We start from the raw sequence: 20,825 nt of genomic DNA on the forward strand, positions 1-20,825 counted from the left end.
TTCGATTTGTTAGCTAAAAAGTATGAACTTTTAGACATACTGAGATTCAAAGATCACTATTTAGAATATTGTGAAAGGAATTTAGAAATAAACACCTTGATCTCTTAAGATAAATCTTTTCATGTTGATTACGTTTATATTCCGATTGATATAATGCAATCAGGTACACAGAGCAGATTAGAGGTCAACGATTCCACAGTTTTAGATAATGATAGATCTATATTAATAAAAGGATTAGCAGGCCAAGGAAAATCCACACTATTACGAAAATTATTATCTAATAACGCAAAAAAATATAGTCGACTCCCTGTTTTCTATGAGCTAAAAAATTATACTGGTGGAACTCTCGAACTTGCGATATCAAAATCGCTAAGCCATTATGGAGTTAACATATCAGAGTATGCGCTGAAAAAATTATTTGCAGACAGTAATGTTAAGTTATATCTTGATGCGTTTGATGAGGTTAAGCCAGAGTTTAGAATAGATCTACTTGATGAAATCAGACGCTTCATTAATTCTTTCAACTGTCATGTGATCTGTACAAGCAGACCCGATACTGCAATCGACTCTCTGTCAGAATTAAGAACATTTTCAGTGTGCGAATTAACTGAACAACAAATTTTTGGGATTATAAAAAAAACTGCCACTGATGAAGAAAAATGTGATGAGCTATGTGGTGCATTAAAACGTAGTCCTTTACATACAAAGAAAGATTCCATATTAAAGTCGCCAATTTTAGTGGTTTTATTTTGTATAAGTTATAACGTAGGTGAAGATATCCCAAATACATTATCACAATTTTATTCAAATATTTTCAACACTGTTTTTCATAGACACGATAATATAAAAGGAAAAGTCTACAGAGAACGCCACTGGAATGATAATAGACGCATCTATAGAGAACTTTTTGATTGTTTGTGTTTTATTTGCTTGAGGGAGGGTTTAAATGGATTCAGTCATGAAAAGCTAGTAATCTTTGTCTCAATTGCACTTAAGCATATCAACGAGGACAAATCTATAGCTGAGAAAACATTAAGAGAGTTATCTTCTATTACTAACTTGATTATTGAGGATGGCTTTAATGAGTATCGCTTTATTCATAAGTCAATTCAAGAATTCTTCGCCGCATCTTTTATCATTTCATTGCAACATGATAAAAAAATAGCATTCTATAAAAAATGTTTTAACGATTATTCTTTTTATACCACATTTCATAACACCTTATTCTTCTTGGAAGAATTAGACTATTACAACTTCCATGAGCATGGATTTATACCAGCAATAACTAATTTCTTATCTTTATCCTCTCAGTATATCAAAAATGACAACTATGTAATACCGCCCTCTGTTAAAGAGATTTTCTTGAATGATATCTTTATCCGCGTCAAATTTACTACTTTCAAGGCTGGTCATAAAGAAAGCTATGAAATAGAGAAAACAAATTTCACTTTCGATAAATCCGATTTCTACCCAAGTTTATTTTCAAACTTATTTACATTCTCCCTTGACTTTATGAAAATAGAGTTAACTGATAAAGAATTAATAAGTCTTATCAGAGAGAATGGTAATAGTTCAGAGGGTGATTGGTGTAAGTTAAGCATTCGTAAAATTCTTGATTTTAAAAGACTTCCAGAATCAATTGCCTTAGAAGCACTAAGACTAAGCATTGATGTGCTCATTAGACGACGATACAATAAAGCAGTAGATAAAATTAATAACAGAAAAGACTCATTAAACTCTACGGATTATTTTAATTTTTAGTGAGCGAAGTGATAGATATTATACTTAAAAGGGTTCAGTAAGTTTTTTAATGCTCAGCATAATAAAGGCTGTTATCTTTTGTTGAGTGGTCAAATAAAACGGGCCCGCTCACCGCGGACCCGGCCCTATCAACCTCTCAGCACTCACTCCTTAACCCGCGCTCGCTTCCCTCTCTCCTCTTCCCCGCTCTCCGCCGCTTCCACCAGCGTAAAGTTAAAGTTCACCTCCGTATGCTCCCCTGCGAGATCCCGCGCCTGCGCCACAGCCGCGTCCGTCACCTTCACCGGGTCCGCAATCAGCTCCGCGCGGGTCGCGAAGGCAAAGTCATCCCACAGGTATTCATCCCCGTTGAGGTTGATCTGGGTTGTCAGATGCTTGTACCCCGGCGCGGATACAAGGAAGTGTACGTGCGCCGGGCGGTTGCCGTGGCGGCCAAGCGCAGTCAGTAGCTTCTGTGTCGGCCCATCCGGTGGGCAGCCGTAGCCGCACGGCACGATGCTGCGCACGGCGTAGCGGCCATCATCCCCGGTGCGCACGCGGCGGCGCAGGTTGTATTCGCTCTGGGACGGGTCGAAGAACGAGTAGCCGCCGAGGGTGTTGGCGTGCCAGATATCCACGATCGCACCTGCCACTGGCTTACCGTTCAGATCGGTCACCTGGCCCTGCAACCATAGGGTTTCGCCCTGCTCCTGGCCGTCATCCATGCGGGCAAAGCCTTCGCTCAGCGGGGCGTTGGCGACGTACAGCGGCCCCTCGATGGTGCGCGGAGTGCCCACGTCATTACCGGATGCGGCTTCCTTCTCGTCGGCGCGCATATCGAGATAGTGCTCCAGACCCAGTCCCGCCGCCAGCAGCGCCGCCTCCTGGCGTCCGCCCAGCGCGTTAAGGTAGTTCACCGCAATCCAGAACTCTTCATCCGTCACGTCGAACTGCTTGATGGTCTTGCACAGATCGCTCAGCAGCTGGTGCATGATGTTCTTTAAACGATCGTTACCGCCGGTGGAATTTAAGCCGCTGCTGATTGCGAGTAAGGTATCCAGTTCGGTTTGATGTACGGGATTCACAGACATTGCATATTCCTCTTTGTAGGGTACGTTTGTTGTTATTGCGAGTGATGAATGGATGAGGGATGCGTACACAGAGGTTGCACGCTGATCTCCATCCACGGGTAGAGCGGCAGCGCGGTCAGGATGTCGTGCAACTCCTGGTTGTCCGCCACGTCAAAAATGCTGACGTTGGCGTACTGCCCGACCACGCGCCAGATGTGCGGCCACTTGCCTTCACGCTGTAAGCGCTGGGAGTAGGCTTTCTCTTTCGCCTTGATCGCTTCCACCTCTGCCGCCGGCAGCGACGACGGGATGTTGACGGTCATTTCCACTTTAAAAAGCATCGCGTTTTCCTTTTATTGACGTGCGTAATGACGCAGCTTGTCTTCGTCGATCTCAATGCCTAACCCCGGCCCCTGCGGTAACGTCACCTCTCCCTGGCTGAAATCCAGCGGACGGACTACGATGTCATCCTTCAGCAGCAGCGGGCCGAACATCTCGGTGCCCCACTGCATCCTCACCGTGGACCAGGCGTGCAGCGAGGCGACGGTGCCGAGTGTCCCTTCCAGCATGGTGCCGCCGTACAGCGCCACGCCCGCCGCCTGTGCCACGTGCGCCAGCTTCAGGGCCTGCGCCGGGCCGCCCGCTTTGGCGATCTTCAGGGCATACGCCCCGGTAAAGCCGCCGCTCGCGAGGGCGTAGCCATCATGGCTGGTGGCCACCGCTTCGTCGGCGAGGATCGGTACCGCAAAACGCTGGCTGAGGGTAATAAGCCCTTGCCGATCCCACAGCGGGATCGGCTGCTCCACCAGGTCGATCCCGCCCGCCTGTAGCTGCGTCATCCCTTTAATAGCGGTGGTCAGATCCCAGGCCTGGTTGACGTCCACCCGCACGCTCACCTCGTCGCCCAGCGCGGCCTTGATCGCGAGGGCGTGGCGGACATCCACCTCCAGCCCGCGGGCGCCGATTTTCAGCTTGAAGGTGTTGTGTCGCCCCTCTGCCAGCAGGCGTTTACCCTCTTCGATATCTTTCTGGGTGTCGCCACTCGCCAGGGTCCAGAGCACCGGCAGACGCGTGGTGAGCGCCCCGCCCAGGAGTGAACTCACCGGCAGCCCCAGCGCTTTGCCCTGGGCATCGAGGAAGGCGGTTTCGAGGGCGGATTTGGCAAAAGTGTTACCCTTTACGTGGGCGTTCATCCTGTCGGCGAGCTGCGCCACGCCGCTGAACGACTGGCCGCACAGCAGCGGGGCGAGATAGGTTTCAATGGCGGATTTGATCGCCTCCGGGCTTTCCGGGCCGTAGCTCATGCCGCCGATGGTGGTGGCTTCGCCCCAGCCGGTAACGCCGTTCGCGCATTGCATCCGGACGATGGTGAGCGTCTGGCAACCCATGGTGGCCATCGACAGCTTGTGCGGGCGGATGGTGGGAATGTCCACCAGCCAGCAGGCCAGGGATTCTATAGTGAGGGTCATGTCATGCTCCTGCGGGTTAAAAAGGTCAGCACCTGCTGATTAAATGCGTCCGGGCAGGCGACGTTCGACAGGTGCGAGGCGGGTAACGCCACATATTCTGTCTGCTTCGCCTGAGCCGCGATCCACTGGGCGTCCTGCACCGTGGTGACCGGATCTTCATCCCCTGCGATAGCCAGCATTGGGCGCAGCATGGCCGCCACCTCATCACGGAGATCCGCCGTTGCCAGCGCTTCGCAGCAGGCGGCGTAACCTTCGGCTGGGGTGTCGGCCAGACCGTCAACCAGCAGCTTCACCATCCCGGGATTGCTTTGGCGATATGCCGGGGTGAACCAGCGCGCCGCCGCGGTGCTGGCGACCGGGGCCATCCCCTGCTGGCGCACCGTTGCGGCGCGCTGCTGCCAGCCTTTCGCTTCACCGATTTTTGCCGCGGTGTTCGCCACCACGATGCGATCAAAACGCGACGGGGCGTGCCGGTTAAGCCACATCCCGGTCATGCCGCCCAGCGAGATACCGCAAAAACAGGCCCGCTCAACGTCGAGACGATCCAGCAGGGCAATCACGTCCTGCCCCAGCGAGTCGAGAGTGATGCCCCCAGCCGAAACCGGAGAGCGACCATGCCCGCGGGTGTTGTAGCGCAGCACGCGAAAATGGCGGGTAAAATCGGCCATCTGCCCCTGCCACATCTCCCAGGTGGTGCCGAGCGAGTTGGAGAGCACCAGCAGCGGGGCCGCTTCCAGGCCGTCGAGGCGATATTCAAGCTCCATTCACGCCTCCTCGGTTTCGCTGTTCAGGGCAAAGGTGAGCGCCACCGGGGTGACGGACTGGAGGTATTCCGCCGTCACGTCGCCAAACAGTTCCCGTACCACAATGCCCCGATCGGTGATATCCATCACCGCCATGTCGGTGTAGATCCGGTCGATGCAGGCCATGCCGGTCAGCGGATAGGTGCAGGTTTTGACAATCTTGCAGTCGCCCTGACGGGTCAGATGTTCGGTCATCACATAGACGCGCTTCGCGCCAATCGCCAGGTCCATCGCCCCGCCGACGGCGGGAATCGAAGAGGGCTCGCCGGTGCTCCAGTTCGCCAGATCCCCGCGTTCGGAGACCTGATAGGCCCCCAGCACGCAGATATCCAGGTGGCCGCCGCGCATCATGGTGAAGGAGTCGCCATGATGGAAATAGCAGCCGCCCGCAAGCAGCGTCACCGGCTGTTTCCCGGCGTTAATCAGCTCCGGATCTTCACAGCCCGGTTCCGGCGCAGGCCCCATACCGAGAATGCCGTTTTCGCTGTGCAGGAAGATCTCGCGGTCCGCAGGCAGATAGTTGGCAATCCGCGTCGGCAGGCCGATGCCGAGGTTGACGTAGGCCCCTTCCGGGATGTCGCGGGCAATGCGTTCGGCCAGCTGTTGATGGGTCAGTTTATTCACGGGCTCTCCTTATGCGCTCTGCTGCAGGCATTGCGGCGCGACCGTCACCACGCGCTGGACAAAAATCCCGGGGGTCACCACCGCCTCCGGGTCGAGCTCGCCGAGGGCGACAATCTCGCTCACCTGGGCAATGGTGCAGCGGGCAGCGGCGGCCATGATCGGCCCGAAGTTGCGCCCGGTTTTGTCGTAGACCAGGTTGCCCCAGCGGTCGGCCTTCAGGGCTTTGATCAGGGCGAAATCAGCTTTTAACGGGTACTCGAGGACATAATCTTTGCCATCGATATGGCGGGTCTCTTTGCCCGCCGCCAGTTCGGTGCCAAACCCGGTGGGGGTGAAGATCGCCCCCAGCCCGCTGCCGCCCGCCTGAATGCGCGCTGCGAGGTTGCCCTGCGGGACCAGCTCCAGCTCGACCTCGCCGCGGCGGTAGAGGTCGTCAAAGACCCAGGAGTCTGTCTGGCGTGGGAAGGAGCAGATCACCTTCTTCACGCAGCCAGCCTTCAGCAGCGCCGCCAGACCGTAGTCGCCGTTGCCGGCATTGTTGCTGATCAGGGTCAGATCCCGCGGCCTGCGGCGGATCAGAGCATCCAGCAGTTCGGCGGGCTGTCCGGCGGCGCCAAATCCGCCCACCATTACCACCGCGCCGTCGAAAATGTCCGCCACGGCACCCTCGGTGGCGGCAATCCGTTTATCAATCATTTCGTTACCTCGTTTTTATTGGCGGACGGCAGGCTACGCAGGGCGATCCACGCCAGCAGGGCATAGGCCATCAGTAACAGGGAGACAGGCCAGGAGGCGTCGAAATGCATCAGCAAGGCCACCGCCAGCATCGGCCCCAGGCCGCCGGAGAAGATCGAGCCCACCTCATGCCCCAGCGCCAGACCGGAGTAGCGCACGCGCACCGGGAACAGGTCGCTCATGATGCAGGGCTGGGTGCCGATCATCGCCCCGTGGCAGAACGGCAGGCCGAGCAGCATCGCCAGCATGATCCAGCCGTAGTCGCCGGTGGAGAGCAGCCAGAAGAACGGGAACGCCATCACCAGCAGGCCGATGACCCCGATGTAGTAGACCGGCTTCAGGCCGATGCGATCCGAGAGCGCCCCCCAGAACAGGATCGAGAAGAACTCCACCAGCATCGCCAGGGTTACGGCGCTGATGATCTCCCCGGTACCGATGCCGATGTGTTTGGCGTAGACCACCGAGAAGGTGAAGAAGATATAGGAGGCGCCGTTCTCCGGCAGGCGCAGGGCGATGGCCTGCATCAGCGCCTTAGGATGCTCGCGCACCAGCACCATCAGCGGGATCTTCTCGTGTTTTTCTTCCGGTCTGGCCTGAGTAAAGGCTTTGCTCTCGCGGATGTTTTTGCGGATATAGACCCCGACCAGGAAGATGACGATGCTCAGCAGGAAGGGCACACGCCAGCCCCAGCTCATCAGCTCCGCTTCCGGCAGCTTCTGCACCAGGTAAAAGGCGAAGGCGGAGAGGACAAACCCGCCGGAGACCCCCATCTGGCTCCAGGCGGTAAAGTAGCCGCGACGGGACGCGGGCGCGTTCTCGCTCAGCATCAGCACCCCACCGCCCCACTCACCGCCCGATGCCACGCCTTGTAAAAAGCGCAGCGTGATCAGGGAGAGCGGCGCCCAGATGCCAATCTGCGCGTAGGTCGGCAGCAGGCCGATGACAAAGGTGGTGGCCCCCATCAGGGTCAGGGTCATGATCAGCGTCATCTTGCGACTGTAGCGATCCCCAAGATGACCGAAGACAATCCCGCCCAGCGGACGGGCGAGAAAGCCCACCGCAAAGCCGGAGAAGGCCAGCAGCGTGCCCTGCATCGGGTCGCCGACCACCGGGAAGAAGAGCGGGCCAAACACCAGCGCCGCGGCGGTGCCGTAGAGGAAGAAGTCATACCATTCCAGGGCATTACCCAGTACCGAGGCGAACACCAGCTTGCGCATCTGCCCGGCATCGTGTGGAACGGCGGCCGCAGCGTTGCGGTTTTCAGTCACGACATTGCTCATCAGCGTTACCCTTATGGTTGGTTTTACGCTTCCACATCATGCCCGATGGCATGGTAGCGACGGTTAAAGTAGACCAGCCCGCGCGGCGCTTCGCTGATGCGTATCGCCTGCACCTGGCAGTAGAAAACGGAGTGGCTGCCCACTTCATGACAGGTGTCGATCAGGCAGTCGAAGCTGGCGACCGACGAGCTGAGCACCGGCGCGCCGCTGGCCATCACCTGCCAGGAGTCATACGCAAAACGCTGCTCGGATCGCAGGCTGGCGTTGGCGAAGACCCCACAGAGATCCTGATGGTCGCTGGAGAGGACGTTGACGCACAGCGCTCCGTTCTGCTTGAAGTGCGCGTTGGCATAGGAGTTGCGGTTCATACAGACCAGCAGCGTCGGCGGCGAGTCCGTGACGCTGCAGACGGCGGAAGCGGTAAAACCAAATTTACCCGCCGGGCCGTCGGTGGTGATCACCGAGACCGCACTCCCCAGCTGTGCCATCGCGTTACGAAATTCGGTTTGCAGTGTCATAAGGGTTTCCTCACAGATCGATGACTAAACGGGCGCTTTTGGCCCGGGAGCAGCACAACAACATCTGATCGCCGTCAGCTTTCTCTTCGTCGGTCAGATAGCTGTCGCGATGGTCCGGCTCTCCCTCCAGCACGTCGGTCAGGCAGCTGCCGCAGATCCCCTGTTTGCAGGAGACGCAGACCTTCAGCCCGGCCTGGGCCAGCGCCTCGACGATGGTCTGGTTCTCCAGCACCTGGACGGTAATGCCGCTTGCGGCGGCGACCACCTCAAAGGCCGCACCACCGGTGACGACTTCGGCGCTGAAGCACTCCTGATGCACCTGCTCCGGGCGATAACCGAGGCGGCTTGCCTCGTCGGTGACCGCATCCATCAGCCGGGTCGGACCGCAGGTGTAGACGTGGGTATTGGCCGGGACGTCGCTCAGCACCGCCTTCAGATTGAGGCGTTGCGTGTCGCTGAAGTGCAGATGCACGCGGTCGGCCCAGGCCGCCTGCTCCAACTGGGCAATAAACGCCGCCCCGGCCCGGGTACGGGCGCAGTAGTGCAGGCTGAAGGAGCGGCCGCTGGCGTGCAGTTCGGCGGCCATCGCCAGCATCGGGGTGATACCGATCCCGCCGCCAATCAGCAGGCAATGGCTGGCCGTCTCCTCCAGTGCAAAGAGGTTGCGCGGATCGCTGACCTGGATCCGATCCCCAACGTTGAGCGCATGCGCGGCAAGGGAGCCGCCCTGAGACTTTTTGTCTTTCAGAATGCCGAGCTGGTAGTGACGGCGATCCTGCGGGTCGCCGCAGAGGGAGTACGGACGCACCAGGCCGTCTGCAAGATGGAGATCGATATGCGCCCCCGCGCTGAAGGCCGGAAGATCGTTCCCGTCAGCATGCGCCAGCGTCAGCAGGAGCACCTCGCCCTGCAACTCCCGCCTGATAACCTGTAATGTCAGCATGTTGGCTCCTTAACGCATAAACAGACCGCCGTTGATGTCCCAGGTCGCCCCGGTGACAAACGACGCCTGCTCTGATGCCAGCAAAGCCACCGCCTGGGCAACAAACCCGGCTTCCCCTAACTGGCCGACCGGGATCATCCCCAGCAGACCGGCCATCTTCTCTTCCGGCACCAGGGCGTGAACCATCGGCAGATCCAGCGGGCCCGGGGCGATGGCGTTCACCGTCACGCCGGATTTGCCGAGCTCCCGGGCAAAGATTTTGGTCAGGGTCAGAATGCCGCCCTTCGAGGCGGCGTAGTGGGCGCCGGAGGCGGTGCCGCCGTTCTGCCCCGCTAACGAGGCGAGGTTGATGATGCGGCCGTAGCCTGTACTTGCGAAGTAACGCCCCAGGGTCTGGCAGCCGACAAAGGTGCCGCGCAGGTTGGTGGCGATCACCCGGTCGAACTCCTCCACCGTAATCTCCATCACCGGGGTGGCGAGGGTCAGGGCAGCGTTGTTGACCAGCACCTCCAGGCTGCCGAAGCGTTTAATGGTCGCGTCGAGCGCCTGCGCAAAATCCTGCGGCTGGCAGATATCCAGCCCCAGCGCCAGCACCTTGCCCTGGCCGTCATCGAGACGATCCGCAGCTTCCCGGGCGCGGGCCACATCAACGTCGGTCAGCACCACCTGATACCCCTGCGCCAGCAGGTGAGCGGCAATCACGTTGCCCAGACCGGCGGCCGCGCCGGTCACTAATACGGTTTGCGTCATGGGGGGTTCCTCAGAGGATGTAGCCGATGCTGTGCAGCACATCGTCGCTGTTGACCAGGCGGATCACCTTCCGGGTAATCAGCAACCTGCCCTCCTGCGGTGCCAGGTGCCAGGTGATGTCCGCGGCGTAGTGGCGGCTGTGGCCTTTGCGGTGCTCCCACAGGGACTGCGCCCCGCGCACCACGATCAGATCCTCTCGGGACTCCAGCAGGCGGAAGCGCGACAGGGTGCGCAGGGTTCTGGCGCGGGGCGTGGTGGAGATGGACTCTCCGCTGTAGAGGCGCTTCACCCGCTTCTCGCGCATATGGTGATCGTCGCAGGCGTAGTTAAGGGTGTTTTTAAAATCGGTTTCGTTCGGGTCGATGGGCACCACGTAAAGGCCGTCGCGCTGCCAGAGATCCAGCCAGGCGTTGAACTCGCCCTGGTCCAGCAGATCGCCTTCGAGGTTGATTACGGACATCGCCGCAAACAGCACAGAATCTGGCGTCATCATTTTTCGCTCTCCGTCATCAATTTTTTCCACTGCTGGTAGGCCGCGCGCATCCCGGTTTCGGCGCTGACGTCGCTGCGCAGGCCGTCATCGGTGCGGTACTCCCCCGCCAGGCCGCGGTTGAGCATGATCCACAGGTCATCCCCCGCGGTGGCTCCGCGCTGCACGCGCTCCCAGGCCTCGGAGTCGTCCGGGGTGCCAAAGCCCATCGGCCCCTGGAAGTGCTCGTGCAGACGCAGCCGCGCCTGGTTCGCGATCTCCGGCCCGCCGTCCATGGTGATCACCGCGTGATGAATTTCGGTTTCCATCACTGAGATGGGTTGCAGGACGCGGAAGAAAGCCATTGAACAGGCGATGTTCGGGAACAGGTTGAGGTTGAAGCCGGAGCCGCCCACCGCGCGCACGATGCGTCTGACCTGCGCTTCGTCGTGATCTTTTCGCAGTTCGTCCGCCAGCCCGATAAAGCGCTCCGGGATGGGCGCATCGAGGTTGGCCTCCAGATCCACCAGTTCCGGGATCATCACCATCACGCTGTGGCCGTTGCCGAGATCTTCGACATAGCCGCTGCCGTCCACGAAGTTGAGCATCTCTTCGGTCTGCTTATCGACGGAGCTCAGGAAAGAACGGTGCACCACCGGGAAGTGATAGCCGTCGGTGGTGTTCTCCAGCTGAATTTTCCAGTTGCCCGGGAAGCGGAAGCGGTGTGCCGGCCCGGTTTTGATCGGGTAGCCCGCCCCCTGCTTCATAAAGAGATCCATCCACTTCTTCGCCGCGCCGAGGAAATCCTCCAGCGGTTCGATCTGCTCGTTAAAGGTGGCGAAAACCATGCCCGCATACTGCTCGGTACGCAGCGACACCAGCCCCAGCTCGTTCTTCTCAAGCCTGTCGGCATAGCTTTCCGGGTGCGGCACGCCGCGCAGGCTGCCGTCCAGAGCGTAGCCCCAGCCGTGGTACGGGCAGACGAAGCTGTTGGTTTTGCCGCTGCGGTGTTCGCAGACGGTGGCCGCGCGATGGCGGCAGCGGTTCAGCAGGGTGTGGAGGGTGCCTTTGCGGTCGCGCACCACGATCACCGGCTGGGTGCCGATCTCGGTGGTTTTGAAGCTGCCGGTCTCCGGGATCTCGCTGACGTGCGCCACCCAGACCCAGGTTTTGCTGAAAATGCGCTCCAGCTCCAGCTGGAACAGCTCGTCTGAGGTGTAGAGCGAGGTGTGGACGCGGTCCGCCTTCACCAGAGCCGCAATCGCTTCCCGGCTCGGGGCCGTCGGCGTCGTGGTATCGATATTTTTGACATTGATGATCTGGTCGCACTGCATAATCTTTCTCCTGCGCGTGGTCGGCGTTTTAGTTTTTGTCCGGTACAGGTAGCGCATCCGCCGCATGCCAGTGGCTTACCGGCCTGCTGAACAGGTTGCGGGTGGTGAAATGGTGCATGGTCATCTTCCCAGCTTCGCGACGGAAAATAATCTGCAGCTCGGCAGCATTCAGGTGCGCGCCACCGGCGGTAAAGGCGGAGGTTTGCAGCATCTGCCAGCGGCCATGCAGCTCGCCGTCGGCCTCGTGCCAGAGCGCCTCGGAGCATAAAAAGTGGCCATTCAGGGCGAAGTGCGCGGGCGTGCGGACGTAGCCCGCCATCATCGCTACAATCGCCTCGCGCCCCTGATGTCTGCCCAGCCGGGTGGCGTAAGGTTCACCCAACCCTTCCCAGCAGGCGTCTGCGCTGAACAGCGCGCCGATGGCCTGTACCGTCTCCATGCTGTCGAGGCGATCGCACAGCCGCATGTAGGTGCTGATACAGACCCGGGCGGCCTGCTGATCCTCAAGCTGCTGTAAACGCAGCGCATCCTGTGGGCTCATGGTGTGCTCCGTTACTGAATGATCAGCTCACGCCCGACGCGAGCTTCGATCTTGCAGTACTTCCACAGCTTGCTCTCGCCGTCGCCCACCGGAGTGGTGCGGAACAGGTTGCAGGCGGCCACCACGCTGTCGAGGGTGTCGGCATCGGCCAGCACGTAAGTTGTCCAGGGCGATGTGATGGATGGGCCTACCATCAGGCGGTCATCGTCCATATTGCCGATGACGCGAATGCCCTGGGTTTCGTCGATGCCTTTCATCATCACGCCGAACGCGGCCCACACCTGTCTGGCTTCTGCCGGAGTGGCATCAAAGAAGTTCTGGTTCACGCCGATGCAAAACAGCACGCGTAAGGTTGTTGTCTGGCTCATCTGTTGCTCCTGTGGTGAAAATTACAAATAACCCGGCAGAGGCTGGCCACCGAAATAGACCGTACCGGCATTGAGATAAGAGAGATCGCCCATGAAGGCGTGCTGGGTGATCACCATGGTGTCGCGGACGTAGCGTTGCAGGGGGCTTTTCAGGGTGATGCCGCCCATACCGTTCAGCGCCAGCGCCTGGCGGGTGACCTCAGCGGCCACGCGGGTGGCGTGGGTGGAGGAGAGCCGCAGGGCGTTGATCTGCGCGCAGGCAGGCTCATCCCCGGCGAGGATGCACTGCCACACCTCGTCGATGGCCTCATAAAACCAGGACCGGGCGGAGCGCAGTTCCGCTTCGCAGCGGGCTATCTGCATCTGCGCCTGCGGCCGTTCCGCCAGGCGCGGCGCGCCGGTCACCGACTGCTGGCGATGGGCAATGGCATAGATTTCATGGAGGGCCGCGCGGGCGACGCCGAGTGCCACCACCGAGAGCACCTGGGTGGCCAGGGAGAGCACCGGGTAGCGATAGAGCGCCCCCTCCAGGTTAAGGGCGCCGCCGCGCACAAAGGTCCACTCCTGCGGCACAAACGCATCGTTAACCACCAGATCGTGGCTGCCGGTTCCGGCCAGGCCGACGGTGTTCCAGACCGGATCGATCTGCACGCTGTCGCGGGGCAGCACCGCCATGCGCGGCAGCGGTTCGCCGCTCTCCGGCAGGATGCCGACGCCAAAGACCGAGGCGCCCATGCTGCCGCTGGCAAAGCCCCAGCGGCCAGAGACGCGGTAGCCGCCATCCGCCAGCACCGCTTTTTGCGGCGGGAAGATGCCGCCGGCGAAGACCACGTCCGGGCCGTCACGGTAGAGTTCTTTCAGGGTGTCCGGCGGCAGCGCTCCAAGGTAGAAGGGGCTCATGCCGAAGCTGGCGACCCAGCCTGCGGAGCCATCGGCGGTGGCAATCTGCTCGATCAGCTCACAGAACTGTGCCGGGGTACACTCCTCGCCGCCGTAGATTTTGGGGACTAACGCGCGGTAGACGCCTACCTGCTTAAAGCGGGCGATGATGTCGTCCGAGATATGACGCTGTTGCTCAAAATCGGCGCTGCGGGTGGCGACTTCATTCAGCAGTGGAACGAGTTCCTCACGAACATGAACGGCAGACATAGCTTCCTCCCAAAAGAGTGTGCGGCCCGCAGAGAGACGAGTGCTGCCGCAATGAGTGGTACTCACTGAGTTAGTGTTGAAACTGTCGGTAAAGCGGGATGGTTAGCGGCGTCGTCGCTCAGAGAGCCATTCAGCCACCTGCACCAGCAGCCCCTCCTGCCCTTTGCCGGCAACGAGCTGTAGCGCCACCGGACGGCCATCAAGCGTACCCGCAGGCAGGGTCAGCGCCGGGTGGCCGCTGAGGTTGAACGGGCGCACCAGCCGGGTGAGATTGACGACGCTCAGCGGATCCTTCGCCTCTTCCAGCGTGGGCGGCAGTTCCGGCAGGGTTGCCAGGGCCAGCAACGGGGTTTTCGCCAGTTGGTCATCCACCTGGGCGGTAAATGTGCGGCGGATAGCCTCTGCGGCCTCAAGGGCATGGGCATCGATCCCGGCCCCGGCACGGATGCGGGTGCCGACGTCGGCAGAGACCCTGTCGTCACGCAGTAGCGTTTTAAAAGCCTGCCAGTTTTCATGGCTGATGAGGGTCAACCCGGCGCGATGGGCATCCCCCAGCAGCGGCAATTCAGCCTGACGCGGTTGCAGGTCGGCCTGGGCGAGGAAGTTCAACAGCAGGGAATCGATGCTGATGAGCGCCGACGGGATAAAGCCGATGGCGGGCATCCTGTGCAGCGGCGCGTCAACCGGCAGCCCCAGTCGGGTCAGTACGTCACGCAGGACGCCCGGCTCTCGGGCGAAGATCCCCACGCAGTCCAGCGAGCTTTGCGCGGGCATCACCCCTGCCCGGCTCACGGCGCCGTAAGTCGGTTTTAAGCCGAGGATCCCGCAGCAGGCGGCAGGCATGCGCACCGAGCCACCGGTATCGGTGCCGAGCGCAAAATCCACCTCACCAGCAGCCACCACTGCGGCAGAGCCGCTGGAGGAGCCGCCGGGGATCAAGTCAGGAAACAGCGGGTTAACCGGCGTGCCGGCCCAGGGGTTGATTCCGGTGACACCAAACGCCAGCTCGTGCAGGGTGGTTTTTCCGGTCAGGATGCACTTCTGCCCGAGAAGGGTTGCGACCACGTCGGCATGTTGTTCCGCCGCCGGGTTTGCGGCCAGTGCCGGGCAGCCTGCACGGGTGGGAAAGCCTGCGATGTCGAGGGTGTCTTTTACCGCGAAGCGGAGATCGCCCTCGCCGAGGGTACATCGGGTGACAAAACCATTGCTCTCAGTAACAGGTTGCATAATTTGCACCTTAACCAGAAAAAACGAATCACATTTGGGTGACGCACTCTTCGCTGCGGTTCGACCCACGTTTGTTCTGGTCAATCATGGAAGATTTAGATGAATATTCAAGTAATATTTCACGTTAATTTTACGAAAAAATAACACTGAAACATTTTTCTAACAATCCATGAAAAGAGGCTTAGGATGATGATAAATAACAATAAACGCGGCGCGGAAATGAAAAAAGAGCCGCTCTGGTCATCAGAGCGGCTCTTTTATAATATTATACTTTACAGTGACTTACCTTGAATTTTTAAGGCTGTCACAAATCCGCAATTCTCTGCGGGAACGCTTCAGAGCGCGTTGAGGTTGTCGAGTACCTTCGACAGTGAGAGGTTCATTTTTTCCCGCTGGGCCGCGGTCATGCCCTTAAAACCCTTCTCGAAAACCTTGCGGGTAAGGCGGTGTGCCTCGGCCACTTTTTCGCGTCCGGCATCGGTGAGCATCACTTCGGTCACTCTGGCATCCTGCACGCTGCTGGCGGTGGTCACCAGGCCATCGTCGCGCAGGCGACCAACGATTTTGGTGACGGTGGGCATTTTGGCCATCGCGAATTCGGCGATCTGCGAAATGCTGGCCTTACCGTACTGCTCGGTAATCATCAGCACCCGAAAGCGGGACACATCAAGCTGCACCTTTTTCAGTGTGATTTCCATCACTTGCGTATAACGTGCGTAGACGTTAACTATCCAGTAGAACGGGAACTCTTCGCGGTGAAAAGTGGGGCCGCTGTCTGACGATGTGTTCGTATGACTCATGAAATGACGTTCCAGAAGTAATGCATTGACCGCAATTATACCCGCTATTTATCCCCCGCTATAGCCCGATCGCACCCTGCCCCCTGCGGTTAACCACTCGCTGCGCCGCAAAAGCCGATCGATATCGCATTATGATTCAAAAACGCTACGAGATTAACAATTACGTATCATTTTTTAAACAGAACATTGACGTCCATGCTCGCGATTTCCTATACGTTAGCGCACGTGTTTGCATCGCGTGCACCGGGTAGCTCCCCTTACCCGCTAGTTATCGGCTTTTATTAAAATTTACCTGCTTATCAACACATTATAAAAACACCCCGCGTCAAACGGGGCTAACACTACCTCTAACCGTTATGTGGAGCATTTCATGAATGAGAGCCCATCGATGGAGCAAACACGCGCTAGCGTGCTGGCTCCGCCTGCGTCTGCTGACGACACGCTCGATCCGCGTCAACAGCGGGTGATCAAAAAGTTATTCCGGCGATTGATCACCTTTTTGTTCATTCTGTTCGTCTTTTCGTATCTGGATCGCATCAACATCGGCTTTGCCGGTCTGACGATGGGCAAAGATCTGGGCCTCACCAGCACCATGTTCGGACTGGCAACCACGCTGTTTTACGTGATGTATGTCATCTGCGGGATCCCCAGCAACGTGATGCTGAGCAGAGTGGGCGCGCGCCGCTGGATTGCGATTCTGATGGTGGTGTGGGGGATCGCCTCCACCGCCACGATGTTCGCTACCGGCCCTAACAGCCTGTACGTGCTGCGTATGCTGGTGGGGATTGCCGAAGCGGGCTTCCTGCCGGGGCTGTTACTCTATTTAACGTTCTGGTTCCCGGCGCACTACCGCGCCCGCGCTAACGCCCTGTTTATGATTGCCATGCCGGTGACCATGGCGCTGGGTTCGCTGGCCTCCGGCTATATTCTCAACCTAGATGGGGTGATGAACCTGAAGGGCTGGCAGTGGCTGTTCCTGCTCGAAGGCTTCCCGTCGGTCATTCTGGGCTTTGTGGTCTGGTTCTGGCTGGACGACAGCCCGGATAAAGCGCGCTGGCTGACCCAGGATGATAAAGCCTGCCTGAAGGAGATGCTGGAAGCGGATCGCCTGAACGCCGAGAGTAAGCAGCTGCGGGAGCAGGCCGCCATGGCGCCGCAGCAGCGTAGCCTGATGCGCGAGCTGTTCACGCCCACTATCATGCTTTACACCCTCGCCTACTTCTGCCTGACCAACACCCTGAGCGCCCTGAGCGTCTGGACGCCGCTGATCCTGCGCAGCATCAGCGAGGAGAGCAGTAACGTGACTATCGGTATCCTGAGCGCCATTCCACAGGTCTGTACCATTGTGGCAATGGTCTGGTGGAGTAAACGTTCCGACAAGCGCAACGAGCGTAAAGTCCACACCCTGCTGCCGTACCTCTTTGCCGCCGCAGGCTGGATCCTCACCGCCACCAGCACCGATCCGATGCTGCAGTTCACTGGCATCGTGATGGCCTCGGCCGGGGCCTTTGCCGCCATGGTGATCTTCTGGACCACCCCGGATCGTTCCATCTCTCTGCGTGCCCGCGCCTTAGGTATTGCAGTGATCAACGCCACCGGGATGACCGGCGCCGCGCTGGGCCCACTGCTGATGGGGATGATGAAAGATCTCACCGGGAACTTTAACGCCGGTATTTTTATGGTGGCCGGTTTCCTGGTGCTGGGTGCGGTAGTGATTGCATTGATTCCGATGAAACAGGCGGAACCGCAGCGATAGCCCTTCCTCTAAAAAGCCCGGAACAGCAGCCCTGTTCCGGGCTTTTTCCTCTCTGTCTCCGGCCTTGCCTCGTCCCAGCCCGCGCGGAAAAGATCATTTTGCGTGATACATCGTTCTATTAATATAGATAAAAGATATTAACAATATAAAATTGATCACTTTTAATTATATAAACCCAGGAATGACGACATTCATCACATTTTCCTTATTTTATTCAGCGCATATTTAACAGCATAGGATTTTACTCAAAAAATATAATGCCCATCATAAATTGAAATCATTCGCGCGTATTTTATTTCTACACTTAATAAGTATAAGAGAGTTATTTTATGAATATTGAACCAATTATCGATACCAATCTGGATACATATGTAGACGCAGGAAAAGCGCCCCTGGATAACTATCTCTTTGTATCACCGGAGCTGGAAGAAAAGCATCGGGGTCTGATGGTACTGGACTGTGCCATCGATACTGAAAAACATGCCCTGCTGCGAATAAATCAGAGTGGAAATATTCTCTTTGTCTTAACCTCTGCTGAATTAACCATACGCACCAAAAAATTATTTGCCAGCGTGGCGGTGTTATTTGCAGCCATGTCCAGCGCGATGAATCAATCGGGTAGATCACTTTTTGACTATGAGGCATGGCGCTCCCTGATGGGTAAGTCTGCTTTTTTTGTTGAAGTGCAGAAAAACAGGAACATACTAACAATCAAAAACAGTGGGGTTAACGTTGATACACAAATCATACAGCAGCTCATCCCCGGCCTGAGTAGTGGCAGCGCGATGGCGATCGCCAACGGGGTGTTGAGTGCGGTAAAGGGAGAATTTCAGGCAACTGAACGCGATGAAAACGCGAAACGAGGCCACCTTCTTTTTATCTGTGAAGAGCTTTACGGGGCCCCGAGCGTAACGGTTCGTCTGTTTTACGCCTCGAAAAAATCTCACTGTGCCCTGTTCCAGCCTCCGTGCGATAAGTCGGTTAACGCCACGTTTGAGCAGTTACAGGAAGCCCATACCTTCCTGTTTGTTTCACCTGATACGATCGCGGAATATGCCACTATTTTTACAGCGCAACCCGCCAGATATAAAAATCTTATTGAACGTTTTAAAAAAATGGTTAAGGAAAAATAATACCCCCTCCTTTATACAAAATTAAGCCAGCCATTTTTTATATTATTGTACGCTTGCACAACATCGGCGTGACGATAATGAAGCTGAAGTGTGCCAGTAATATTAATCTGGCTAACCCTAAGCCTCTCTGGTTAGCCAGTTTACGGCTTCGTTATGCGTCCGCGGCTACCGGCTTAACCCGCACGCTGGCAAAATATCCGAACTGCGGATGCGGCTGGCGATCCACTATATCGGGCAGGAGAAACAGGCGATTGAAACCGTGGCGTTGCGTCTCGACTACAGTTCGCTGGCGGCATTCAGCCGGGCGTTTAAGCGTGTTGTCGGTAAGTCGCCGGGGGCATTGCGTGAAGCCAGTCAGACCCCAGAGGAGATCTGACCGGTTCGCTTTACAGGAGAGATTAAAGCCAGCTCTGCTGGACAGGGGCGCCTTCGGTGCGCTCCGTGCGAGGCATTTCAATTGCCAGCGTTGACAGGTGTTTAGCCCACAGGTCAGCCACCCATTTCACGCCGCGGGCGGTAAAGCGTGCCTGAGACCAGGTGCGCTCGTTTTCGCCCACGCCGCTGTGCAGGGTAAAATAGCCCGCATCAATGTGGTGCTGCGGCGGAACCAGGTTCCCGCCGACGCGCTGCATGATATTCCGCTCAAGCAGGAACTCCCGGAACTGGGGCTCTTTCGCTTTGAGGATCTTACAGAGCTGACGGAAGCCCAGCGACTCCTTGACCTGAACAAACTGATCATAGAACGCCGCCTTTGGTGCCCAGAGGGCTAGCTGCTCCTCAGCACGCTGGCGTTTTTCATACTGCTCGGCCCAGGCGCGCGCCGCCGCCGCCGGGTTGGTGAAGTCCGGAATATTGACGTTTCTCTCCTGCTCCTGCCAGCGATCGAGCATGGCGGCAGTAAAGCCCGGGGAGATACGCGAAACCGTCAGCAGGGAGTCCCGTTTGTTCAGCAAAAACTCCTGCCGCATTTCACCTTCGCGCTCATACAGGCTGGCCGTTACCGGCTGCGAAAGACGCTGCGCCGTTTCCAGGCTTTTTACCATGCGCTTCACCTCGGTATGAGCAATACCGGTCAGCTTCGCGATTTCGCGACTGCTGATGGTGGCAAGCTGGCCACTGGACTGGAAAGTTTCAACAGGAATTACCATAGGTTTCACCCCTCACTCATACATTACTCGGGTAATTTGCTCTAATAGTATACAAATACCTGTTCAAATATCCAGTATAATTTTTAAACGATCTTCTGCCAGAGCAGGCCACGCCTAAGTTGCGGTAATTAGAGCTGTTTTGCCTGTGTCACCAGGCTCTCCAGTTCCCGTGCGTCATGGCTACAGAAAAAAGTGATGTCGTGGGCATGCGCGCAGGAGAGCTCCCGCAGCCGCTGCTGGTTGTGCCGCCGGGTACCGTTGTCCATCGCCATCATCCACTGGTAAAACCGCAGCCCCGGCGTGCAATGGCGCTGCGGCTGGCGCATCTCATCCCGATAGAACCAGGCGTCGCCACCGTGCAGCAACCACCCGGACGGCTGGCTGATGGCGATCCCTGCATGCCCCGGCGTGTGCCCGGCCAGCGGCACCAGCAAAATTTCCGGCGGCAAGCCGCGTAACGCCGTCACCGCATCGAAGCCAAACCAGCGTTCGCCCTGCACCTGGTATCCCTCCCAGCCAGAGATACCGCTCCACTGCCCGGGACGATAGCGCTCCCGTTGCAGCCAGCTATGGCGCCGTTGCGCCGTGTCGATCTCCTGCTGCATTAAATGGATGCGCGCGTGAGGGAAATCGCTCAGCCCACCCGCGTGGTCGAAATCGAGGTGCGTAAGCACAATATGGCGGACATCCGCCACGCTAAAGCCCAGCGCCTCGACGCGGGCGCGCGCCGTAAGGGACTCCCGACGCTGGATATTGTTTAACGCCCGGAAAAAGCCCGACAGCCGGGAGGGATCGCGTACATCCCCTTGCCCAAAACCGGTATCCACCAGCACCAGTCCGTCACGGTCGGTTTCGATAAGCAGGCAGTGGCAGACCAGGTGCGCATGTAGCCCCTTGCTAAAACCGTCGAACAACGCGCCGCCCAGCGGGCACATACAACCACAGTTAAGATGATGAATCTTCATATC

General features: G+C 57.6%; 22 protein-coding genes and 1 pseudogene. 4 read left to right on the forward strand and 19 right to left on the reverse strand.

Annotated elements, in window-relative coordinates; genetic code table 11:
- Window positions 1-153 precede the first annotated feature (153 nt).
- Window positions 154-1,761 (forward strand): NACHT domain-containing protein, encoded by a 1,608-nt coding sequence (locus C2U54_RS18450; RefSeq protein ID WP_103179971.1) that lies wholly within the window; start codon window positions 154-156, stop codon window positions 1,759-1,761.
- A 143-nt stretch (window positions 1,762-1,904) separates the two neighbouring features.
- On the opposite strand, the gene catA is transcribed toward C2U54_RS18450, so the two are convergent.
- The 17 genes from catA to C2U54_RS18535 all read right to left on the reverse strand — a co-directional run bounded on the left by catA (window position 1,905) and on the right by C2U54_RS18535 (window position 15,820).
- A complete protein-coding gene (gene catA, locus C2U54_RS18455; protein WP_103179972.1) occupies window positions 1,905-2,831 on the reverse strand; it encodes a catechol 1,2-dioxygenase in 927 nt (308 codons plus the stop codon).
- A gap of 32 nt (window positions 2,832-2,863) precedes the next feature.
- The gene (gene catC, locus C2U54_RS18460; protein WP_103179973.1) at window positions 2,864-3,151 is read right to left on the reverse strand and encodes a muconolactone Delta-isomerase; all 288 of its coding nucleotides are present in this window, start codon (window positions 3,149-3,151) and stop codon (window positions 2,864-2,866) included.
- Window positions 3,152-3,163: 12 nt separating this feature from the next.
- Window positions 3,164-4,279, reverse strand: a complete 1,116-nt coding sequence (locus tag C2U54_RS18465) for a muconate cycloisomerase family protein (protein ID WP_103179974.1) — start codon at window positions 4,277-4,279, stop codon at window positions 3,164-3,166.
- A complete protein-coding gene (gene pcaD, locus C2U54_RS18470) occupies window positions 4,276-5,043 on the reverse strand; it encodes a 3-oxoadipate enol-lactonase (RefSeq protein WP_103179975.1) in 768 nt (255 codons plus the stop codon). Before pcaD ends, C2U54_RS18465 begins: the two co-directional genes overlap by 4 nt.
- The gene (locus C2U54_RS18475) at window positions 5,044-5,706 is read right to left on the reverse strand and encodes a 3-oxoacid CoA-transferase subunit B (RefSeq protein WP_103179976.1); all 663 of its coding nucleotides are present in this window, start codon (window positions 5,704-5,706) and stop codon (window positions 5,044-5,046) included. It abuts the gene before it with no gap.
- A 9-nt stretch (window positions 5,707-5,715) separates the two neighbouring features.
- Window positions 5,716-6,402, reverse strand: a complete 687-nt coding sequence (locus C2U54_RS18480; RefSeq protein WP_103179977.1) for a 3-oxoacid CoA-transferase subunit A — start codon at window positions 6,400-6,402, stop codon at window positions 5,716-5,718.
- Complete coding sequence (locus C2U54_RS18485) at window positions 6,399-7,658, reverse strand: MFS transporter (protein ID WP_168192056.1); 1,260 nt, start codon at window positions 7,656-7,658, stop codon at window positions 6,399-6,401. The genes C2U54_RS18480 and C2U54_RS18485 overlap by 4 nt, the downstream gene beginning before the upstream one ends.
- Window positions 7,659-7,744: 86 nt before the next feature.
- A complete protein-coding gene (locus C2U54_RS18490; protein WP_103179979.1) occupies window positions 7,745-8,239 on the reverse strand; it encodes a flavin reductase in 495 nt (164 codons plus the stop codon).
- Window positions 8,240-8,249: 10 nt separating this feature from the next.
- Window positions 8,250-9,182: a PDR/VanB family oxidoreductase gene (locus C2U54_RS18495; RefSeq protein ID WP_103179980.1), complete on the reverse strand. Its 933-nt coding sequence runs from the start codon at window positions 9,180-9,182 to the stop codon at window positions 8,250-8,252.
- Window positions 9,183-9,191: 9 nt separating this feature from the next.
- Window positions 9,192-9,932: an SDR family NAD(P)-dependent oxidoreductase gene (locus C2U54_RS18500; protein ID WP_103179981.1), complete on the reverse strand. Its 741-nt coding sequence runs from the start codon at window positions 9,930-9,932 to the stop codon at window positions 9,192-9,194.
- Window positions 9,933-9,942: 10 nt separating this feature from the next.
- The gene (locus C2U54_RS18505) at window positions 9,943-10,422 is read right to left on the reverse strand and encodes an aromatic-ring-hydroxylating dioxygenase subunit beta (protein ID WP_103181099.1); all 480 of its coding nucleotides are present in this window, start codon (window positions 10,420-10,422) and stop codon (window positions 9,943-9,945) included.
- Complete coding sequence (locus C2U54_RS18510) at window positions 10,422-11,735, reverse strand: aromatic ring-hydroxylating oxygenase subunit alpha (RefSeq protein WP_103179982.1); 1,314 nt, start codon at window positions 11,733-11,735, stop codon at window positions 10,422-10,424. The genes C2U54_RS18505 and C2U54_RS18510 overlap by 1 nt, the downstream gene beginning before the upstream one ends.
- Window positions 11,736-11,763: 28 nt before the next feature.
- Window positions 11,764-12,276, reverse strand: coding sequence for a nuclear transport factor 2 family protein (locus tag C2U54_RS18515; RefSeq protein WP_103179983.1), 513 nt, complete (start codon window positions 12,274-12,276; stop codon window positions 11,764-11,766).
- Window positions 12,277-12,287: 11 nt separating this feature from the next.
- Entirely contained in the window at window positions 12,288-12,644 is a 357-nt protein-coding gene (locus C2U54_RS18520) for an IacB protein (protein WP_103179984.1), read from the reverse strand.
- A gap of 21 nt (window positions 12,645-12,665) precedes the next feature.
- Window positions 12,666-13,793, reverse strand: coding sequence for an acyl-CoA dehydrogenase family protein (locus C2U54_RS18525; RefSeq protein ID WP_103179985.1), 1,128 nt, complete (start codon window positions 13,791-13,793; stop codon window positions 12,666-12,668).
- Between the two features lie 102 nt (window positions 13,794-13,895).
- Window positions 13,896-15,020, reverse strand: coding sequence for an amidase (locus C2U54_RS18530; protein WP_103179986.1), 1,125 nt, complete (start codon window positions 15,018-15,020; stop codon window positions 13,896-13,898).
- Window positions 15,021-15,355: 335 nt separating this feature from the next.
- Window positions 15,356-15,820 carry a MarR family winged helix-turn-helix transcriptional regulator gene (locus C2U54_RS18535; protein WP_103179987.1) on the reverse strand — a complete coding sequence of 155 codons (465 nt, stop codon included), beginning with the start codon at window positions 15,818-15,820 and terminating at the stop codon, window positions 15,356-15,358.
- Window positions 15,821-16,208: 388 nt separating this feature from the next.
- Between C2U54_RS18535 and hpaX the strand changes: the two genes are divergently transcribed.
- The 3 genes and pseudogenes from hpaX to C2U54_RS18550 form a co-directional block, all read left to right on the forward strand.
- Window positions 16,209-17,576, forward strand: coding sequence for a 4-hydroxyphenylacetate permease (hpaX, locus tag C2U54_RS18540; protein ID WP_442786166.1), 1,368 nt, complete (start codon window positions 16,209-16,211; stop codon window positions 17,574-17,576).
- A gap of 329 nt (window positions 17,577-17,905) precedes the next feature.
- Window positions 17,906-18,709, forward strand: coding sequence for a Zygote formation protein zyg1 (locus C2U54_RS18545; protein ID WP_103179989.1), 804 nt, complete (start codon window positions 17,906-17,908; stop codon window positions 18,707-18,709).
- A gap of 193 nt (window positions 18,710-18,902) precedes the next feature.
- Window positions 18,903-19,085: pseudogene (locus C2U54_RS18550) on the forward strand (helix-turn-helix domain-containing protein); the annotation flags it as partial.
- A 22-nt stretch (window positions 19,086-19,107) separates the two neighbouring features.
- Here C2U54_RS18550 and C2U54_RS18555 read toward each other — a convergent pair.
- Together C2U54_RS18555 and C2U54_RS18560 are read right to left on the reverse strand one after the other, a co-directional pair.
- Window positions 19,108-19,857 (reverse strand): phage antirepressor KilAC domain-containing protein, encoded by a 750-nt coding sequence (locus C2U54_RS18555; protein ID WP_103179991.1) that lies wholly within the window; start codon window positions 19,855-19,857, stop codon window positions 19,108-19,110.
- A gap of 128 nt (window positions 19,858-19,985) precedes the next feature.
- Window positions 19,986-20,822: an MBL fold metallo-hydrolase gene (locus C2U54_RS18560; protein ID WP_103179992.1), complete on the reverse strand. Its 837-nt coding sequence runs from the start codon at window positions 20,820-20,822 to the stop codon at window positions 19,986-19,988.
- Between the last annotated feature and the right edge of the window lie 3 nt (window positions 20,823-20,825).

It is taken from the genome of Leclercia sp. LSNIH1, from assembly GCF_002902985.1.
GTDB lineage: Bacteria > Pseudomonadota > Gammaproteobacteria > Enterobacterales > Enterobacteriaceae > Enterobacter.

What these genes read in the sequence shown, in the direction of transcription:
- C2U54_RS18450 (WP_103179971.1), top strand. Translation starts at nt 154, where the DNA reads ATGCAATCAGGTACACAGAGCAGATTAGAGGTCAACGATTCCACAGTT.
- catA (WP_103179972.1), bottom strand. Translation starts at nt 2,831, where the DNA reads ATGTCTGTGAATCCCGTACATCAAACCGAACTGGATACCTTACTCGCA.
- catC (WP_103179973.1), bottom strand. Translation starts at nt 3,151, where the DNA reads ATGCTTTTTAAAGTGGAAATGACCGTCAACATCCCGTCGTCGCTGCCG.
- C2U54_RS18465 (WP_103179974.1), bottom strand. Translation starts at nt 4,279, where the DNA reads ATGACCCTCACTATAGAATCCCTGGCCTGCTGGCTGGTGGACATTCCC.
- pcaD (WP_103179975.1), bottom strand. Translation starts at nt 5,043, where the DNA reads ATGGAGCTTGAATATCGCCTCGACGGCCTGGAAGCGGCCCCGCTGCTG.
- C2U54_RS18480 (WP_103179977.1), bottom strand. Translation starts at nt 6,402, where the DNA reads ATGATTGATAAACGGATTGCCGCCACCGAGGGTGCCGTGGCGGACATT.
- C2U54_RS18485 (WP_168192056.1), bottom strand. Translation starts at nt 7,658, where the DNA reads ATGCGCAAGCTGGTGTTCGCCTCGGTACTGGGTAATGCCCTGGAATGG.
- C2U54_RS18490 (WP_103179979.1), bottom strand. Translation starts at nt 8,239, where the DNA reads ATGACACTGCAAACCGAATTTCGTAACGCGATGGCACAGCTGGGGAGT.
- C2U54_RS18495 (WP_103179980.1), bottom strand. Translation starts at nt 9,182, where the DNA reads ATGCTGACATTACAGGTTATCAGGCGGGAGTTGCAGGGCGAGGTGCTC.
- C2U54_RS18500 (WP_103179981.1), bottom strand. Translation starts at nt 9,932, where the DNA reads ATGACGCAAACCGTATTAGTGACCGGCGCGGCCGCCGGTCTGGGCAAC.
- C2U54_RS18505 (WP_103181099.1), bottom strand. Translation starts at nt 10,422, where the DNA reads ATGACGCCAGATTCTGTGCTGTTTGCGGCGATGTCCGTAATCAACCTC.
- C2U54_RS18510 (WP_103179982.1), bottom strand. Translation starts at nt 11,735, where the DNA reads ATGCAGTGCGACCAGATCATCAATGTCAAAAATATCGATACCACGACG.
- C2U54_RS18515 (WP_103179983.1), bottom strand. Translation starts at nt 12,276, where the DNA reads ATGAGCCCACAGGATGCGCTGCGTTTACAGCAGCTTGAGGATCAGCAG.
- C2U54_RS18520 (WP_103179984.1), bottom strand. Translation starts at nt 12,644, where the DNA reads ATGAGCCAGACAACAACCTTACGCGTGCTGTTTTGCATCGGCGTGAAC.
- C2U54_RS18525 (WP_103179985.1), bottom strand. Translation starts at nt 13,793, where the DNA reads ATGTCTGCCGTTCATGTTCGTGAGGAACTCGTTCCACTGCTGAATGAA.
- C2U54_RS18530 (WP_103179986.1), bottom strand. Translation starts at nt 15,020, where the DNA reads ATGCAACCTGTTACTGAGAGCAATGGTTTTGTCACCCGATGTACCCTC.
- C2U54_RS18535 (WP_103179987.1), bottom strand. Translation starts at nt 15,820, where the DNA reads ATGAGTCATACGAACACATCGTCAGACAGCGGCCCCACTTTTCACCGC.
- hpaX (WP_442786166.1), top strand. Translation starts at nt 16,209, where the DNA reads ATGGAGCAAACACGCGCTAGCGTGCTGGCTCCGCCTGCGTCTGCTGAC.
- C2U54_RS18545 (WP_103179989.1), top strand. Translation starts at nt 17,906, where the DNA reads ATGAATATTGAACCAATTATCGATACCAATCTGGATACATATGTAGAC.
- C2U54_RS18555 (WP_103179991.1), bottom strand. Translation starts at nt 19,857, where the DNA reads ATGGTAATTCCTGTTGAAACTTTCCAGTCCAGTGGCCAGCTTGCCACC.
- C2U54_RS18560 (WP_103179992.1), bottom strand. Translation starts at nt 20,822, where the DNA reads ATGAAGATTCATCATCTTAACTGTGGTTGTATGTGCCCGCTGGGCGGC.